Here is a 17,744-nt window from a genome sequence, read left to right as displayed (position 1 = left end):
AACGCTTGCGCGCGGCGTCGGGCAAGAGATTCGGCATCGCGCGTTCACAGTCCGGCCCGCCGCGCATCCAGCGGCGGGCTGATTTTTTTCGCATGGCAATGGTTTCCGAACGATGACGATGAACACCTGGCTCGAACCGCGCTACACGGCGTGGATCTGGCACGGCTTCGCGATGACGCTGGCCTTGTCGGCCTGCGTCATCGTCGGCGCGACGCTGCTGGGTTTCGGGCTGGCGCTGGCCCGCAGCGCGCCCTATGCGGCGGTGCGCCGCGCGGCGGCCGCTTATGTGCTGCTGTTTCGCAACTCGCCGCTGATCGTGCAACTGCTGTTCTGGTATTTCGGCGCGGCCGCGCTGATGCCCGACAGCGTGATGAGCTGGCTCAATACACCGCACGCGCTGACGCTGGGTCCACTGGCGCTCGGCTGGCCGAGCTTCGAGTTTCTGGCCGGCTGGATCGGCCTGACCTGCTATGCGACGACCTTTATCGGCGAGGAGTTTCGCGCGGGCCTGCGCGGCGTGCGCGACGGCCAGCATCAGGCCGCCGCCGCACTCGGGCTGACGCGCTTCGCCGCGTTCCTTTACGTGATTCTGCCGCAGGCGGTGCGGATCGCGACGCCGCCGCTGGCCGGGCAATACATGAATATCGTCAAGAACTCGTCGCTGACCATGGCGATCGGGTTAGCGGAGTTGTCGTACTCGTCGCGCCAGGTCGAGACGGAAACGCTGAAGACGTTTCAGTCGTTCGGGATGGCGACGCTGCTGTACGTTGCGACGATTGCCGCCATCGAAATCGCCTTGCTGCTGCGGCAGCGCCATGGCGTCCCCGGTGCCAGCAGCGCCCGTAGCGCCAGCAATGCGCGCAATGCCGGTGGCGGCCGGACATCGGGCAACTGGCGTGCCGTGCGCCGGGGCGGCTCATGAACGCGCCCGACTGGCTGTCCATCCTCCGCTACCTGCTGCTCGGCACGTTTCCCGATGGTCCGCTCGGCGGCGTTGCGCTGACGGTGGTGTTGACGCTGGCGTCGGCGTCGTTGTCGGCGCTGCTCGGCCTGGCCGGCGGCGTCGCGCTGGCCATGACGCGCGGCATCGCGCATATCGCGCTGCTTACCGTGGTGGGCCTGTTTCGCGCGATCCCCGTGCTGATGCTGATCTTCTGGACTTTCTTCCTGATGCCGGTGCTGCTGCATGCGGACGTGCCCGGACTCGCGACCGTGGTGTGCGCACTCGCGCTGATCGGCGGCGCCTACCTGTCGCATTCGGTGCAGGCGGGGATCGTGGCGATCGGCGACGGGCAGTGGCAGGCGGCGCTGTCGCTCGGCATGACGCGCGGCGAGGCGCTGCGTTACGTGCTGTTGCCGCAAGCGGTGCGGGTGATGATGCCGTCGTTCGTCAATCAATGGGTGTCGCTGATCAAGGACACGTCGCTGGCCTATATCGTCGGCGTGCCGGAGTTCACCTTTCTCGCGAATCAGGTCAATAGCCGGCTGATGGTGTATCCGGCGCAGATCTTTCTGTTCGTCGGGCTGGTGTATCTGGTGCTGTGCTGCACGTTTCAATGGGCCGTGACGCGCGTGCTGGGGGCGCGCTTCGGCACGCCTCGCTAGCAAGCCAATACGTGAGGCAAAGCGCGCCGCACGGCGCGTTTGACGTGGATCAAGGTGAGCCGGGGTGGGCGCTGGTACTGTCGGCGCCATCTCAGAATTGCGACCTACGATCCCGTCAAGCCATGGTTCATCACACGCTGGATATCGAAATCGGGCGGCTGGTATCCGGCTCGATGCTGGAGTGCTCGCCGCGCACGTCGATTCACGACGCCGCCCGCTGCATGGCGGAACAGCGGCGCAGCGCGATCGTCGTGATGGACGGGCCGCGCGCGGTCGGCATCTGGACCGAACACGACGCGCTGGCACTGGCCGACGACACCGACGTCCACGCCACGCCGGTCGAAGCCGTGATGAGCCGCCCGGTGGTGTCGCCGCCGCAGCAAACGCGCCTCGGCGACGCCGCGCTGCATTTCAGGAACAGCGGCATTCGCCATTGCCTCGTGGCCGACGACCAGGGCCACTCGCTCGGCATTCTCACGCAGACCGACTTCGTGATGAATCAGGGCGCGGAATACTTCCTGCGGATGAAGTCGATCGAATCGATCAAGGCCGCCGCGCCGGTGCTGGTCGATCACGCGCTCTGCGTGAAGGAAGCCATGCGGTTGATGCGCACGCAACGATTGAGCGCGGTGGTGGTTGCATATCCGGACGGCGTGCACGGCATTCTGACCGAGCGCGATATCGTGGGGCTGGTCGCGAGCGGCGCGACCAACGGCACGGTGGGGCGCCATGCGAGCCGGCCGCTGCGTTGCCTGCGCCAGTCGCAGAGTCTGTATGCGGCGCGCCAGTATCTGATCGAGCATCGCATGCGCCACGTCGGCATTCTCGACGGGCAGGGCGTGTTGACCGGCGTGCTGGGGCTCGCCGATATTCTCAACGACATCGAACACGAGTACGTGCAGGAATTGCGGATCGCGCTGCGCGAGCGCGACGATGCGTTGTTCGAATCGCGCTACAACCTGCGGCTCGCCGACCGGGTCGTCGAATCGTCGCTCGACGGCGTGATGGTGACCGATCTGCATGGCACCATCGAGCGGGTCAATCCGGCTTTTACCCGACTGACCGGCTACGCAAAATCCGAGGTAGTGGGACGCAACGCCAACCTGCTGAGTTCCGGCCGCCAGCCGCCGGGTTTTTATCGCGAGCTATGGCAGCGCTTGCGGGAAGCCGGGCATTGGCAAGGCGAAATCTGGAACCGCAAGAAGAGCGGCGAGCTGTACCTGGAATATCTGTCGATCTCCGGTATCTGCGACGAAACCGGCCGCTGCACGCATTACGCCGCGATCTTTTCGGATATCACGGGGCGCCGGCTGGCGGAGGAGCGGCTCAGCTACCTGGCCACGCACGACGCGCTCACGGGTCTGCCCAATCGCACGCTGTTCAGCGAGCGGCTCGGCCATGCGATGGTGCGCGCCCAGCGCGGCGGCAAACGGGTCGCGGTGATGTTTCTCGATCTCGACCGCTTCAAGCTGATCAACGACACGCTCGGCCACGGCATCGGCGACGAAACGCTGAAGGTGATCGCGGAGCGACTCAAACACGGCGTGCGCGAAACCGATACGGTCGCGCGCCTGGGCGGCGACGAATTCACGATCGTCGCGGAAGATATCGAGGATATCCGCCATGTCGGCAAGATCGCGCAATCGCTGCTCGACGTGATCGGCCGGCCGATCGGGGTCGGCGCGCAGAGCGTGTTCGTGACGCCGAGCATCGGCATCAGCATGTTTCCCGACGACGGCACCGATCCGAAGCAATTGCTGATGCAGGCGGATCGCGCCATGTACGAAGCCAAGGAAGTCGGCAAGAACAACTTCCAGTTCTTCGCGGCGACGATGACTTCGTCGGCGAAAGAGCGGATCGTGCTCGAAGGCGAATTGCGTCAGGCGCTGCTGGCCGGCGAATTCCGTCTGCACTACCAGCCCGAATACGACCTGCGCACGGGTGCCATGACCGGCGTGGAAGCGCTGATCCGCTGGCAGCATCCGCAGCGGGGCCTGATTGGGCCCGACCAGTTCATTCCGGCGGCGGAAGAGTCGGCGCTGATCGTGCCGATCGGCGGTTGGGTGTTGCGCGAGGCGTGTCGTCAGGCGCGCGCGTGGCTCGACGAGGGTGTCGAGTTCGGGCGCATTGCCGTCAACCTGTCCGGCAAGCAGTGCCGCCACGACGGTTTTCTGCACGAGGTGGCGCGCGTGTTGAGCGACACGGGTTTGCCGGCGCAGCGCCTGCAGTTCGAACTCGTCGAGAGCATGGCCATGACCGGCCGCGAGGAGACCGCCGCGTTGCTGGGCGAGCTGGCGCGCCGTGGTATCAGTCTCGCGATCGACGACTTCGGCACCGGCTACTCGGCGTTCGCTTATTTGCAGAGCCTGCCGGTGGATACGCTGAAGATCGACCGCTCGTTTCTGGCGCAGATCGGACCCGGCACCACCGACGGCGCGATCGTGCGCGCGATCGTTGCGATGGCGCGAGCGCTCGGCATCACGGTCGTGGCCGAAGGCGTCGAATACGAGGCGCAGTGGCGGTTTCTGCGTGAGATCGGCTGCGATCGCGCGCAAGGGTATCTGCTGGGGCGCCCGGTCCCCGCCGATCGGCTGGTCCGCACCGCACACGACGCGCGCTATGCGCCGTGCGCCGCGCTCGCGAGCGAGCGCGGCCGGCCCGACGGCAAGCCGGCAACTGCTGCCGCAACCGTTACCGCAACCGTTACCGCAACCGAAGCCGCAACCGACGCGGCGTCACTGCACGTATCACTACAGGCGTAACAGGCGACCCACCCCATGCGTGAAAATCTCCCGGTCACCGATGAAGAGTACGTCCTGTCCGAACTGGACGTGATCATCACCCGCACCGATCTGACGGGCAACATCGTCTACGCCAACGAAGCGTTCCTGCGCAGCAGCGGCTATCCGCATGCCGAGGTGATCGGCAAGCCGCAGAATATCGTCCGCCACCCGGACATGCCGGAAGAAGCGTATCGGGACTTGTGGGAAACCATCGGCGGCGATCGGCCATGGACCGGCGTGGTCAAGAATCGACGCAAGCAGGGCGGCTATTGCTGGGTGCTGGCCAACGTCACGCCGGTGTTCGAGAAGGGCGAGAAGGTCGGCTATATGTCGGTGCGCACCAAACCGTCCGACGAGCAGATCGCGCGGGCCGAGCGTCTGTATGAAAGGCTCAGGTCGCCGGCCGGCCACACGCTGCGGCTGTCGGGCGGGACGGTGATTCGCACGGGCGTGGCCGGTGTCGCGGACCGGTTGCTGCGCCTGCCGGTCAATCTGCGCGTGTGGGCCACCATGGCGATGCTGATCGCCGTGATCCTGCTGCAAACGCTCGTCGCGAGTGGCTGGGTGCTGCCGCATGTGCCGCCGCTCTGGCAGGCTCGGGTGCTGGCGGGTGTGGGGACGGGACTCGCGCTCGCCTGCGGCGTTTATCTGACGCGCAACCTGTTGATGCCGCTGCAGGCGCTCAACGCGGGCGCCTTGAGCGTGTTGAACGGCCACATCCAGCAACGCTTTCCCGAACGCGGCGACGCGCAGACCCGCATGCTGGGCCGGATGCTGAATCAGATGAACGCGAAACTGGTCGGCGTGCTGATCGACGCCAAGATCTCCATCGACGCGATCCGCGACAAGACCCACGAATTCGCGCGCGGCAATAGCGATCTGGCCACCCGCACCGACGAACAGGCAAGCGCAATCGACCAGACCACCGCCAGCCTCGCCGAGATCACGGAGACGGCGGAACAGAATGCGCTCGGCGCCGAGCGCGCCAACACGTCCGGACGGCAGACGGCGGAAACCGCCGAGGTCGCGGCCGGCGAGGTGCAGAAGACGGTGGCCGTGATGGAGCGCGTGCGCGAGCATTCGCGCAAGATTTCGGACATCACCTCGGTGATCGACGCGATTGCGTTTCAGACCAATATCATCGCGCTGAACGCGTCGGTGGAAGCGGCGCGCGCGGGGCAATACGGACGCGGCTTCGCAGTGGTGGCCTCCGAGGTGCGCAGTCTCGCGCAACGCGCGGCCGGCGCCGCGAAGGAAATCAAAAGCCTGATCGAGACGTCGCTGCATACGGTTACCACCGCCTCGCAAACGGCGGCGCGCGCGGGCGAGACGATGAATACCGTTGAGCAGACAGTCACGCAATTGACCCGCACGCTGTACGACATTGCGCTGGCGAGCCGCGGCCAGAGCGTGCAGATCGCGCAGATCAACGAGGCGGTCGGGCAGGTGGCCGGGCTGACCCAGCGCAATGCGGCGCTGGTCGAACAGTCGGCGGTGGCGTCGACCGATCTTCAGCAACAGACACAGTCGCTGGAGTCGGCGATGAGCATCTTTCATTTGCGCAGTGAGATGCGGGGTGACGTGGGTCGTGAGGAAACGGCCGAAGTGGTGTAGGAAGTCGGCTGTGTTGTCCGTCCACGTAGCGTAGCGGTCGATCGGCCACGGGTTTATGCGTCGCAGTACACTGGCGCCAGCAATTCGTGAAATCACGGCATCGACGCAACGGAGGCGTAACGTGACGCAAGTTCAGACGCAAAACCCGGCACATGCCGGGCTGCAACGGGACCTATTGGAGGCATCGAAGTCATCCGAATGGGAAGTACGCTGCGAACTGGCGGCGCTCTACCGCCTGATGGCCCATCTGAAGATGACCGATCTGATCGACACGCACATCACCGCGCGCGTGCCGGTCGAGCCCGGTCATTTTCTGATCAACCGCTACGGCGTTCTGTTTAACGAAATGCGCGCGTCGGATCTGGTGAAGATCGACGCCGAAGGCCGTGTGGTGGAACGCGAGCCTGATCCGGTCCGGCATCGCGTGAACGTGGCGGGCTTCGTGATTCATTCGGCGGTGCATGCGGCGCGCGAGGACATGCATTGGGTGATCCATGTGCATACCGCCGCGAGCAGCGCGGTGTCGGCCCAGGAAGACGGTTTGCTGCCGGTCAGCCAGCATGCGCTGCGTTTTTATCGGCGGCTCGCGTATCACGACTACGAAGGCATTGCCCTCGACACGGCCGAGCGAGAACGCCTGGTGGCGGATCTCGGCACGCACAAGGCCATGATGTTGCGCAATCACGGCGTGCTGGTCGGCGCGCCGAGCGCGGCGGAAGCGTTCAGCCTGATTTATTTCCTCGAGCAGGCGTGCCGCATTCAGATCGGCGCGATGGCCGGCAACGCACGTCTACGGGTGCCCGACGCCGCGGTCTGCGAGAAAACGGCGAAGCAATTCGATGCGGCCGGTGAATACGATTTGATGGATCTCGCCTGGCAGGCTGCGCTGCGGTTGATCGGCGATCAGGCCGCCGCGTATCGAAGCTGACAAAGCAATCACGCCGAGGCGCCGCGCATTGATTGAATTGCGCGGCGCCGGGTAAAAAATACGGTTCATTAAAATGTTCTGGCCGAATTTACCTGGCCAGAATGGTTCTGCTTCGCGCTAAAAATCCCCATTCACATTTCACCCGGCCTCGCTATAATCCGAACGCCTGCATTGGGGCGTCTTACCTGCGCGAGTGCGATGGGCTTTTTGACGGGATGCCGACATCGCCACATAAACCGACGCCGTCACACGCATAACGGATCACGATAATGGCTGCCGCACAAAATATCAAAACCCTTTGTCAGAATCACTGGACTCAATGGAAAGCCGACTGCAGCGGCTTTCTGAAAGCCGTCGCCGCCGACCTCGACGTCACGCTGACCGGCGATGCAAATAGCATCGTCGACCAGATGGGCCGTGCACCGTGGCTTCAGCTCGGCACAGATGCGGATAAAGCCGTCGCCTATGCCGGACTCGGTTATCTGGTGGTCGCTGGATTGAAAGCGACCCATCATGGCCATGTGGCGATTATCATGCCGGGTCAATCCAAACCTTATCCGCTTGCTTACTGGGGCCGCTATGGCGGCATCGGCCGGCAGAATACCGCGATTAACTTTTCGTGGAACCATGCGGATCTCGCGAACGTGCAGTATTACGCCATCAAGCCATGAAACAGCATTTCGTCAAACACGTAGCGATTATCGTCGCCGGCCTGGTAGTGGCCGCACCGGCTGTCTTCGCGCAGACGTGTCATTACAGCGAAGTCGATCCCGGCAAGGGGAAGGTCAGCGTCGGCGAATTGTCGATCGATCTCGGGCAAGGAGACGGGTCGGGTAATCCGACCGCGTGGCTGGGACCGGTCACCGTGACGCATGCGAGCGGCGACGCGTGTTCGGTGGATCCGAACGTGAGCATCGTCGAGCGTCCGCTGTACACGAACGGCAAGCAACTGCTCGTGTCCGCCTACTCGGGTAGCGAACAGAACGTCTATGCGATCGACGCAGCGACCTGCAAGGTGCTGTGGAAGAGCGAGTCGTTTTCGGGGCGCGTGAAGCTGACAGGGAACCGGTTGCAGTTGGGCAAGCACAGGGTGAAGCTGGGGGAAGATTGCACGCCGGCGCGGTGAGTGTCGGGGCTTTAAGGCTTTAAGCCTTTAGGCGTTGAGCCGCGATTGTGACTTGCGACACAAGTGCTGGCGATCGCGGCTTTAAAGGCTCAACAACGGCCCTTCCAGATGGATATCTTCGGGCTCCAGCGCGAACAATTGCGGATCGGGTTGTGGGCTTATTGTGAAGCCGAGCGCGAGATAGAAGTCCACGGTCCGTTCCGAAGGTGTTGCCGAGACGTACAGGCGACGCGCTCCCGTTTTCATCGCATGCGCCTCAGCCGCACGGTACAACTGAAGACCTGCACCACGACCGCGATACGCGCAACTCACGTGCAGGAACTTGAGTTGCAGCATGTCCGCGTTCGGGCCGAGCGGACGGCTATCGACAATTGCCGCGCCGATCATCTGTTCGCCGTCGAAGAGCCCCGCGCACCAGCCGCCACGGTCGCGGCAATCGAGCAGTAGCGGCGTGTAGTGCTCCGGTTCGCCGTCCGGCCAGCCATGCATGTCGTAGAACTCGGGGTAGCGCTCCAACTGCCCGTTCGTTAAACGGTACAGGTGGTGAATCACTTCGCTGCGGTCAATGGTCCAGACACGATGCAGTTCCTCGCGCTGTAATTGGCGAAGGGTGAAGGAAGAGGGCGCGGGAGAAGAACGGTTCATGCGGTGGATGAATGCGGGTTGCTAAGAAAACGCGTTAGCGAGGTGTGGCTTTCGGATGCGTGCGCAGGATAGCATCGGTGGTTGAACTTATCGATTGTGGCTCTGCCGCTCAAAAACAAAACGCCTGCCATCGCGGATGCCGCGTCTCGCCGGGATCGTGAACTCTGCGATGGTTCATGCAATCGACTTTCATGCGAATCGAGTATTTTTTGTTAAGTTGTGTAGCAAAAATACCGCGCATTGTTATTGATTCGTTAAGGAATGCGCTACAGCCGAATGCAGCTTGATCGAACGAGACAAACTCGCTACGCTTGGAGCCCGTTTATATGGGCAAAGGGCGAACAGGATGAGCAACACGTATCGTTATGGCGTGCATCAGGATCTCGCACCAGCTGAACTGTTCTTTTTCATCGCAGTGGAAGAGGCATGCGAGCAAATTGGAATCAATGACGTAGAAGGCGTTATTCTGATTCTGGCCGGATGGCCCATGCTGCCGACGCGACAAAAATTCGGCGGGGCAACCAAAGGTACATCCGTTGCGTCGGTGATGTCACGCTCGCTGTTCCGCTACGAACTCAAACGCGCAGTCTTACCAACACTCACACTCCAGAGTATCAAATCGTTTCGAGTCATCCTGACTCGCCGGTTGAGCGTTTTTATCGGTCGGGCCATTCCAGGCGTGGGCTGGGTGCTGTTGGCGCGCGACGCCTTCATGATCGCGACCAATACCGTGTTCAAATACAACCGCATGGTCAAAGCCGAGGACAAAGTTCTATGACGGATGCACTTTGGGACGAACTGGATGCATTCGTTCGAAACGAAGTAGGACTCGGGGCGAAGAAACTGCTTTCTCCCTCGACCCGTTTGTCCGAGGACCTCGGACAAACGGGCGACGACGCCAACGAGTTCATCGGCCGATTCTTCGAGCGTTTTGGGGTGGCACCGGGTGATTTTGACTTCCATCGTTACTTTCTGATGGAGGGTGAAGGATCGCTTTACTCGCTGTTCCAGCGCGTGATCCTGCGAAAACCACATAGCCTGGCTCGCGAGCCGATCACCCTGGGCATGCTCCAGCAAGCAGCGCTCGATAAACGATGGCAGTCGCACAAGCTCGCAGCAGTCCGCTAACGGATCGTCGCGGCTTCGGACGCGAGCAATAAAATCAAACCATCAGTTAACCGCCCCCGTCACGGCGCCCCCAACACCCGCCCATTCACCTTCTGCCCATACATCGACAGCGGCGTGTCGTGGAATTTCGCGCGCGTCGCCGCCACCGAACCCACAAAACGAGGATCCTGCGGCCGCTCATGACTATCCATGAACGTCGCCACGTCCCACGCTTCCTGATCGGTCAGCGTTCCACCGAGTCCCAACGGCATATTCGCCTTGATGAAACCCGCGGCGTTCTGAATGTCGCCCATGCCCGCGCCCCAGTTGAACGAGTGTGCGCCCCACAGCGGCGGGAAAACCGTCGCGCCGCCGCTGGATTGACCCTGGCCGTCCGCACCGTGACATAGCGCGCAGTGCTGTGCGTAGATCGCGCCGCCTCTCGCGTAGTCCGTTTTCTGCGCGGGCGCGGGCAGTTTCGGATAGCCTTGCCCCGCCAGCTTCGTGCCGATGGGCGCACCTTTCGCGAGCCAGTACGCGTAGCTTTCGAGCGCCACGAGCACGGGGTCGCCGAGCGGCGGCGCGTTGCCGTTCATGCTGTACTGAAAGCAACCCTGCAGGCGTTCGGCGAACGAGTTCACGTGACCGTTCTTGGCGCGGTAGGCCGGATACAACGGATACGCGCCCCACAGCGGACTGGAATCCGCCTTGCGTCCCGCATCCAGATGGCAGCTCGCGCAATTGAGCGTATTGCCGACGTACTTGCCGGCAAACTGCGCGGTGTGGGTAAAAATCTGTTCGCCGAGTTTGGCGGATTGCCCGAAGCCATCCGTCGGCATGGTCGATTCGGCGGGCGGCGTGAACGGTTTTTTCGCCGGCGCAGCAGCCGCGCTCACCGATGAAGCGGACGCGGCCGCAGGCGTGGTGCCGTCGGCAAAAGCCGCGCTCGACAATGCACTCAACACACCCACCAGCGCCACGCGAGCCAGGCTGTTTCGATCGATCATGGCTTGCTCCCGTTTGCCGACTTGCCCGCGCCGTTCACGCCCACGGCCACGCCCACGCCCACGCCAACGCCCGCATAGTAATCGGCCACCGCCGTGATATCCGCGTCGGACAGTTTGCTCGCGACCACGGGCATCAATGCCATGGGTCCGGGCGGACGTTTGCCGTCCTTCCAGTCATGCAATTGACTCGCGATATAAGCGGCCGGCTGTCCCGCCAACGGCGGAAACGTGGGCGCGACACCGATGCCGCCCGGTCCATGGCACTGCACGCAAGCAGGCAGCGCCTGATCCCAGCGTCCGCGCGTGGCGATCCATGCGCCGACATCGGACGGCGTGACGTAACCGCTTCCAGACGCCTTGGCTAAGGCAGGCGATGGCAACCCGGCGAAGTAACTCGCCACCGCCGCTCGTTCGCTCGCGGTCAACAGCTTTGCCATGGGTTGCATGATCGGGTTCGGGCGGGTGCCGTCGGCGAAGGCCGTCAACTGGGTCGACAGATAAGCCGCGCTCAGGCCGGCGAGTCGCGGGAAACCCGCCGCCGCGTTGCCTTCGCCTTTCGCGCCGTGGCAGCCTATGCACGCGGCGACACCTTGCGCGGTGCCATGGGCGGCAATGCCTTGCCCCGCGCTCACCTCGTTCGCCTGAGCCGCGGGCGCGACCGCGAACGTCGATGCCACGCTGACCGCGAGCGTCGCGCAGGCACGCTGTAAATTGATGAACGAATGGTCCACATCGTCTCCTACGATTTGCTGTTTTATATTCTTACGCAGGCTTGCGCCGTTTCCAGCCGATACGCGGATAACGGTCGCCTGTGGGGACGCCGTGCTCGCCGAAGCGTTTCACTCCGCGCTCGAAAGACTGGCGGCACTCGCGTTCGCCGCCGCATCATCATACTTTCCGAAGCCGTAGCGCTGGAAAATCCCGAACGCCTCGGGCGAGCGCAGAAAAGCCAGCCACTGACGCGCCGCTCGCGGATGCGCCGCACCCCGCACCACGGCGCCGGCATAGATCGCCGTCGTGTTCTCGGCAGCCGGAATATCCACATGCTGCAGCGGATGCCCGATCTGCTCCTGGAACAGCGCTTCCGATTTCCACACCACACCGGCATCCGCGCGACCCTGCATCAGAAACAGCGCGATTTCCCGATGATGAATATGCGTGAGTTCGGTCGACCCCGCCCGCACCTTGTCGCCGTAGACGGTCGAAGCGAGCGCCTCGCCACCGGCCTTGACCAGCGACGCATCGATCTGCCGCGTCACGCCTTCGAACGCGGGGTTCGGCATGGCGAGTCGCAACTCCGGTTTGCCAAGATCGTTGAGCGAACGCACGTGTTGCGGGTTGCCTTGACGGACCATGATGGTCAACTGATTGGTCACGTACGGCACGGCGGGTCCGGCAAGCGTGCCGTCCGCGATCAGCGCCTTGACCTTGGCGAGCCCGGCGAAGTAGGCGTCGGGTCTCACCGTCCACGTCATATTGCCGACGGTAATCGTGCCGCCGGCCTTGATCTGCTCGACCAGCAGACCGGGCGGAATGGTTTCCCAGTAGATGCGTCCGCGAAACTCGGGATGATCCTGCTCGAAGCGGGCGACCAGCGGCGCCATCGCAAAGAAATAGTTGCCGCCGACGTACAGCACCAGCTTCGGCGCCGTGAGGTCGCCGTGGAAATCGGCGAGGACGTCGACCTGCGGGACCGTGAACGCCATGCCGCGATTCACGGCGTCGTTGTTCGCGCCGTGCTGCCAGGGCGGGAAAATGTCCGGGTTCGAACCCGGGGTCTGCGTCGAGTTAGGGTTCGCGTCGAGGTCTGGCGCAGCGCTCGCTGCGAACGCGCAAGTTGCCGCGCAACACAGCGAGACCGCAAGCGTCATCCGCACGAATCGCCGACATCCGTGCGACAAACGGAGCGTGGAAGTCAAAGCCATGACGTACCCCTACGCGTTGTAGTGAAACCCTGCCTGCTGAAGTTCCGCCAGCGTCGCCACCACGCCGGGCGTGACGATCGCGCCTGGAATCACATGGTTGGTCAGGTCGGCCGCGAGCGCGTCGAGCGGCAACTTGTCCAGATTCACGTTGGTGGCGTTCAGGCGGTCGGCCAGTTCCCAGATCGCGTTATGGCACGACAGGAAGACGACGCCGCGTTGCTGCAACGCGGGAATGCAGTTCTCATGCGAGGAAAACGCGCCGTCGGGGTTCTGATGATCCGCCGCGTCGCTGGCGGCGGACGCCTTGTTGTCGAGCAGCGAATTGGACGCGAACTTGCCGCCGCTGATCTTTGCGAGATCGTACTTGTCCCACGCGAGCTGATCGAACAGCGCAAGATGCGCGGAACCGTGCGTGGCCGAGACCGCCAGAAAATCCGGATGTTTGAACGACCAGATCTGCGCGTTCAACGCATTGCGCATCAGGTTGAGCCAGGGACCGGCCATCTCGGTGTTGTTCCACGCCTGTTTCGGACCGGCGCGATAGCCGATCACTTCCGTGAGCGCCGCGTGATCCCACTGATCCGGATGCTCGAGAATCATCGGCACGGTTTTGAAGTCGCGGCGCCGTGGCGCGGCGGCGAGGCGCCGGGTCAACTCGGTGAGGTTGGCGGCGCCGTCGGGCAGCAGCGAAGCAGCGCCGGCTGCGAGCGCCTGCGATTGGCCGCCGGCGCTCACGATCGCCGTGCCGGCCGCGACGGCGAAAGTTTTCAACGCATTGCGGCGGGTCGTGTTGTTAGTCATGGTTATGTCTCCAACCTGTTGTCCGAGCGGTTCGCCGCGTATAGGGCGGGTCGAGGCGAGTCCTCGCGCCCGGCAAGCGGCGGCGTCGTGATTGCGTGCTCAGTCTAGAGACATCCGTTCGATAACAACAATCGTAAAATCGGATGAGAAGTATCGACGCGTCCGATCGTTCGTCCCGCTTTTTCCGTGCGGCTGTCAGAGTTCCGCTGCGCTGAGCGCGGCTCTTGCGCGCGACTCGTCGTCCCGATCGAACATGCCGATCAGCACGATCAGCGACTCCGCCGCCGGTCGATCAGGCGATGCCGTCATCAGCACACGGCGGCCGACCACATGCAGTTCATGCAACGCGCCGTCGCTGTCCAGCCGCACGAAACCCTTGGCCCGCAGTAGCTTCGCCGAGAAACCTTGCAGCGCTTCCTTGAGCTTGCCGCGACTCAGGCACGCGTCGGTGACGAACGAAAAACTGCTGAGCGCCGCGGGCGCGGAGGTGGCCGTGGTCGACGCGGCGGAAAGCGGCGCGCGGTTGTAAGGCCGGTCGGGCAGCGCCTGACAGTCGAAAATCAAACCGGTCGGCACCGCGCCATGACTTGCCTCGATCATCACGCGGCTATGCGCCAGCGCTTCGACACGCGCCTTCACCGTCGCGCGCCCGGTCTCGTCGAGCAGATCCATCTTGTTCAGCACGAGGGCCGTGGCGCCTTCAATCTGCCGTTGCGCGATATCGCCGACATAAGGATCGGCCAGCGTTGCCTCGATGCGCTCGGCATCCACCAGCACGACCACGCCGTCGAGCCGGTACGCCCGCCCAAGCAAACCGATCTGCGCGATGCGAAGCGGGTCCGACACGCCGCTCGCCTCGATGATCAGCAGGTCCGGCGGATCGTCGCGCGAGCTGATGGCGAGCAGCGCGTCGACCAGCCTCCCGCCGATCGAACAGCAAATGCAACCGTTCTCCAGATTGATCACGTCGTCGGTGCGTTCGCGGATCAGCGCGGCGTCGATATTGATCGAACCGAAGTCGTTCACGAGTACCGTGATGCGGCGCGTGCCGGCGTTCGTCAGGACGTGGTTGAGCAGGGTGGTCTTGCCGGCGCCGAGATAGCCGCCGATCACCACGAGCGGAATCGCGTTCATCCCGCCGGCGCCTGGAAGATGCGGCCACCGAGCACCGTGCCCCACACTTCGAGCTCTTTGAGCCGTTCCAGAGCGACCTCCGCGGGATCTTCCGCCAGTACCGCGAAATCCGCGAATTTGCCGACTTCGATACTGCCCACGAGGTGGTCCATTTTCAGCGTGTAAGCGGCGCCCAACGTGATCGCGCGCAACGCATCCGCGACCGGTACGCGTTCGCTCGCCCCGAGAATGCGACCCGACGACGTCTCGCGTTGCGCCGCGCACCACGCGGTAAACAACGGATTGAGCGGCGTGATCGGCGCATCGGAATGAAACGCGAACGGAATGCCCAGACGTCGCGCGGATTCCGCCGCGTTCATGCGGTTCGCGCGGTCGGCGCCCATGGTCTGCGTGTAATGCGCGTCGCCCCAGTAGTAGAGGTGATTCGAGAAGAAGTTGATGCACAGGCCGAGGCTGGCCGCGCGCGCGAGCTGGCTCGCGTCCGCCATCTGGCAATGCTGCAGCGTATGCCGATGGTCGCGCCGCGGATAGTGCGTCAGCAGTTGCTCGAACGCGTCGAGCACGAGTTCGGTCGCTTCGTTGCCGTTGGTGTGAACATGCAATTGCAGGCCAGCTTGATGGAATGGCGTGAACACTTCGACGAACTGGCTCGGCGGAATCAGCCACAAACCGTTGGGCTTGCCGTTCAGATAGCCGGGCCATTTCAGCCGCGCGGTAAAGCCCTGAATCGATCCGTCGACGATCAATTTGACCGGCCCGAAATGCAGCTTCGGCGTGGCGGTTTCGATGGCGTCGAGCACCCGTTGCGCGCCGCCTTCGGGGCTGCGCTGCGGCGCGAACGCGGGCATGATCCGCACCGGATAATCCGCCGCCCCGGTGACCTCGCGCAGATTGCGATTGCCCCGTTCGGAGAAATCGTTGACGAGATCGGTGGCGGTCGTCACGCCCGCGAGTTGCGCGACGCGGCCGAAATTCCAGATCGCCTCGACGCTCTCGCTCGCGGCGATCGACAGGCCGCCGCCGATCACCTGGTACACCGGGAACATCGCCGCGAACTCCTGCAATTCGCCAGTCGGTTGGCCGTGGCTGTCCTTGTCGATACCGTCGATATCGGTTTCCTCGTCGATACCCGCGCGTTGCAGCATCGGCGAATTGACGTTCATCAGATGGACGCTCGCGTGCAGAATCACGATCGGGCGCTCGGCCGATACCGTGTCGAGTTCGCGCACCGTCATGCGTTGCGTGCCGAAGAAGATCGGATCGAAGCCCCACGCAAGCAGCGGGGCGTCGGCGGACGGCAGGTCGGCTTGCGCTTCGCGCAGACGCCCGATCACGGCGTCCAGCGTTTTCAGACCAGCCCAGCGCCGGCCGTCGGGACCACGGCGGTCGTAGTAGCCGACATAGACGGCGTCCCACATGGCGCCTTCCATCAAATGGCAATGCGCCTCGACAAAACCGGGCATTAGCACCTTGTCGCGGAAGGTGTCGACGATCTCTGCGTCGCCCCATTGCTTCACCTCCTGCGCATCGCCTACCGACAGAATCCTGCCGTCGCGAATCGCGACGTGGGTGGCGTGGGGTTGCATCGGGTTCATCGTCACGATCTTCTTCGCGACGAACACCTGGATCGGGCTTCGGCTATCTGACTGTGTCATGGGCAGGAAAAGTGGTTCGGTCAGGGCAACGCATGCGCATGGCTCGCTTTCGCGGTGAGGTTCACCGCGGTCAGCACCAGCAGGTTCACGCCGAGACACAGCAGTCCCAGGTTGAAGCCGCCAAGGTCGATCTGCAGCAGGTACAGAATGACCGCCAGCAACTGGCCGGCCAGCAGGCCGCAAGCAATCGCGGCGGGCCGCACGCGCAGGCCGAACAGAATGATCATCACACCCGGAAAGAACTGCGTGACGCCATAGTAGGTCGTGTTGATCAGCGTGAGCATCAGATTCGGCGTGGCCAGCGTCATCACGATCGACACCACCAGGTACAGCACGATCACCACTTTCGCGCCTTTCTTCTGGCGCGACTCGGGCATGCCGGGCAGCAGATTGCGCGTGACGATCGGGCCGATCGCGAGACAGATACCGGCCAGCACCAGCAGCCCGGACAACGACGCGCCCGCGGCGACGAGCCCAAGCAACCAGCCAGGCAGCAGACGGATCGCGGCGGCGAAGAAGGCTTCATTCGGCGACGCCAGTTGCAGGTTCTGACTGATCGCGTAGTAAGAGGCGACCACGAGGAACGGATACATCAGCATGTAGAGCGGCATCGCGACCTGCGTGCGGCGGATCGTGTTCGCGCTCTTCGCGGTGAAGAAGTTCTGCACCGCGAACGGCATGACGTAGAAGCCGAGCGACTGGAACAGCATCGTGCTCATCGAGAAGGTGAGCTGATGCGAATTCATCCGGTTGCTGACATGCAGGCTGGCGGCGTGGAAAACGTCGGTCACGCCGGTTTCCATGGCCACGGCGACGCCCGTCACGACGATCGCGGCGACCATCAGAATGTCCTTCAACACGGCGATATAGGCCGAGGCGCGTACGCCCGCGATCGCGATATAGGTGAACGCGAGTAGCGCGGCGAACAGGATCAGATACAGCGGTTTGAAGTGCCAGCCGAGACCGTTCAACGCGGCGACGAGTCCGGTGAATTGCAATTCGCCCCACGGCAGCAGAAATACGATCGCGGAGGCGGCCACGATCAACTCCAGCGGCCGGCTCTGAAAGTGGCCCTTGAACAGATCGGGCAGCGTGATCGCGTTATAGCGTTTGCCGGCCTGCCAGATTTTAGGGCCGATGAAATAGCCGACCGGATAGGCCAGCAGAATGTAGCCGAGAAACCAGACGCCGTACGTCGGTCCTTTCGCGTAGATGCCGCCCGGAAAACCGACCATCGTGCCGATGCTGTAGATCTCGCCGGCGGCGAGGAAAAACACCAGGTAGGCGCCGAATTGCCGTGACGCCACGAAGAAGTCATGCAGGCTTTGCGGGCCGCGTCCCTTGTTCGAGCGGATCGCGAGATACAGCGAGAAAGCGATGAAACCGAGGAATACGGCGGTGGCCATCCAGACAC

General features: G+C 63.3%; 17 protein-coding genes. 9 read left to right on the top strand and 8 right to left on the bottom strand.

Going from position 1 to position 17,744, the window contains the following annotated elements:
* Positions 1-118: 118 nt before the first annotated feature.
* The 7 genes from BX591_RS00360 to BX591_RS00330 all read left to right on the top strand — a co-directional run bounded on the left by BX591_RS00360 (position 119) and on the right by BX591_RS00330 (position 8,056).
* Positions 119-922: an amino acid ABC transporter permease gene (locus BX591_RS00360; RefSeq protein WP_111929323.1), complete on the top strand. Its 804-nt coding sequence runs from the start codon at positions 119-121 to the stop codon at positions 920-922.
* A complete protein-coding gene (locus BX591_RS00355; protein ID WP_111928789.1) occupies positions 919-1,605 on the top strand; it encodes an amino acid ABC transporter permease in 687 nt (228 codons plus the stop codon). The genes BX591_RS00360 and BX591_RS00355 overlap by 4 nt, the downstream gene beginning before the upstream one ends.
* 122 nt (positions 1,606-1,727) lie before the next feature.
* On the top strand, positions 1,728-4,367 hold the full coding sequence (locus BX591_RS00350) for an EAL domain-containing protein (RefSeq protein WP_111928788.1): 2,640 nt from the start codon (positions 1,728-1,730) through the stop codon (positions 4,365-4,367).
* A 15-nt stretch (positions 4,368-4,382) separates the two neighbouring features.
* Positions 4,383-6,002, top strand: a complete 1,620-nt coding sequence (locus BX591_RS00345; RefSeq protein WP_111928787.1) for a methyl-accepting chemotaxis protein — start codon at positions 4,383-4,385, stop codon at positions 6,000-6,002.
* Between the two features lie 160 nt (positions 6,003-6,162).
* Positions 6,163-6,930, top strand: coding sequence for a class II aldolase/adducin family protein (locus BX591_RS00340; protein ID WP_244146925.1), 768 nt, complete (start codon positions 6,163-6,165; stop codon positions 6,928-6,930).
* A 269-nt stretch (positions 6,931-7,199) separates the two neighbouring features.
* Positions 7,200-7,601 (top strand): hypothetical protein, encoded by a 402-nt coding sequence (locus BX591_RS00335; protein ID WP_208459606.1) that lies wholly within the window; start codon positions 7,200-7,202, stop codon positions 7,599-7,601.
* Positions 7,598-8,056, top strand: coding sequence for a hypothetical protein (locus BX591_RS00330; protein ID WP_111928785.1), 459 nt, complete (start codon positions 7,598-7,600; stop codon positions 8,054-8,056). The genes BX591_RS00335 and BX591_RS00330 overlap by 4 nt, the downstream gene beginning before the upstream one ends.
* Positions 8,057-8,137: 81 nt before the next feature.
* Here BX591_RS00330 and BX591_RS00325 read toward each other — a convergent pair whose 3' ends face one another.
* Complete coding sequence (locus BX591_RS00325) at positions 8,138-8,701, bottom strand: GNAT family N-acetyltransferase (protein ID WP_111928784.1); 564 nt, start codon at positions 8,699-8,701, stop codon at positions 8,138-8,140.
* Between the two features lie 346 nt (positions 8,702-9,047).
* On the opposite strand from BX591_RS00325, the gene BX591_RS00320 reads away from it, so the two are divergent.
* Together BX591_RS00320 and BX591_RS00315 are read left to right on the top strand one after the other, a co-directional pair.
* The gene (locus BX591_RS00320) at positions 9,048-9,479 is read left to right on the top strand and encodes an STM2901 family protein (RefSeq protein ID WP_111928783.1); all 432 of its coding nucleotides are present in this window, start codon (positions 9,048-9,050) and stop codon (positions 9,477-9,479) included.
* Entirely contained in the window at positions 9,476-9,829 is a 354-nt protein-coding gene (locus BX591_RS00315) for a DUF1493 family protein (protein ID WP_111928782.1), read from the top strand. Before BX591_RS00320 ends, BX591_RS00315 begins: the two co-directional genes overlap by 4 nt.
* A 59-nt stretch (positions 9,830-9,888) precedes the next feature.
* Here BX591_RS00315 and BX591_RS00310 read toward each other — a convergent pair whose 3' ends face one another.
* The 7 genes from BX591_RS00310 to BX591_RS00280 form a co-directional block, all read right to left on the bottom strand.
* Positions 9,889-10,815, bottom strand: a complete 927-nt coding sequence (locus tag BX591_RS00310) for a c-type cytochrome (protein ID WP_111928781.1) — start codon at positions 10,813-10,815, stop codon at positions 9,889-9,891.
* Positions 10,812-11,546: a c-type cytochrome gene (locus BX591_RS00305; protein WP_167444480.1), complete on the bottom strand. Its 735-nt coding sequence runs from the start codon at positions 11,544-11,546 to the stop codon at positions 10,812-10,814. Before BX591_RS00305 ends, BX591_RS00310 begins: the two co-directional genes overlap by 4 nt.
* Positions 11,547-11,654: 108 nt before the next feature.
* Positions 11,655-12,740: a substrate-binding domain-containing protein gene (locus BX591_RS00300; protein ID WP_208459607.1), complete on the bottom strand. Its 1,086-nt coding sequence runs from the start codon at positions 12,738-12,740 to the stop codon at positions 11,655-11,657.
* Positions 12,741-12,749: 9 nt separating this feature from the next.
* Positions 12,750-13,541, bottom strand: coding sequence for a thiosulfate dehydrogenase (gene tetH, locus BX591_RS00295; protein WP_111928779.1), 792 nt, complete (start codon positions 13,539-13,541; stop codon positions 12,750-12,752).
* A gap of 195 nt (positions 13,542-13,736) precedes the next feature.
* Positions 13,737-14,675, bottom strand: coding sequence for a CobW family GTP-binding protein (locus BX591_RS00290; protein ID WP_111928778.1), 939 nt, complete (start codon positions 14,673-14,675; stop codon positions 13,737-13,739).
* On the bottom strand, positions 14,672-16,330 hold the full coding sequence (locus BX591_RS00285) for an amidohydrolase (RefSeq protein WP_111928777.1): 1,659 nt from the start codon (positions 16,328-16,330) through the stop codon (positions 14,672-14,674). Before BX591_RS00285 ends, BX591_RS00290 begins: the two co-directional genes overlap by 4 nt.
* 20 nt (positions 16,331-16,350) lie before the next feature.
* On the bottom strand, positions 16,351-17,736 hold the full coding sequence (locus BX591_RS00280; protein WP_111928776.1) for a sodium:solute symporter family protein: 1,386 nt from the start codon (positions 17,734-17,736) through the stop codon (positions 16,351-16,353).
* Positions 17,737-17,744 lie beyond the last annotated feature (8 nt).

The sequence above is a fragment of the Paraburkholderia bryophila genome (assembly GCF_003269035.1).
GTDB classification, from domain to species: domain Bacteria; phylum Pseudomonadota; class Gammaproteobacteria; order Burkholderiales; family Burkholderiaceae; genus Paraburkholderia; species Paraburkholderia bryophila.
This window is presented reverse-complemented; position numbering and strand designations above follow the sequence as displayed.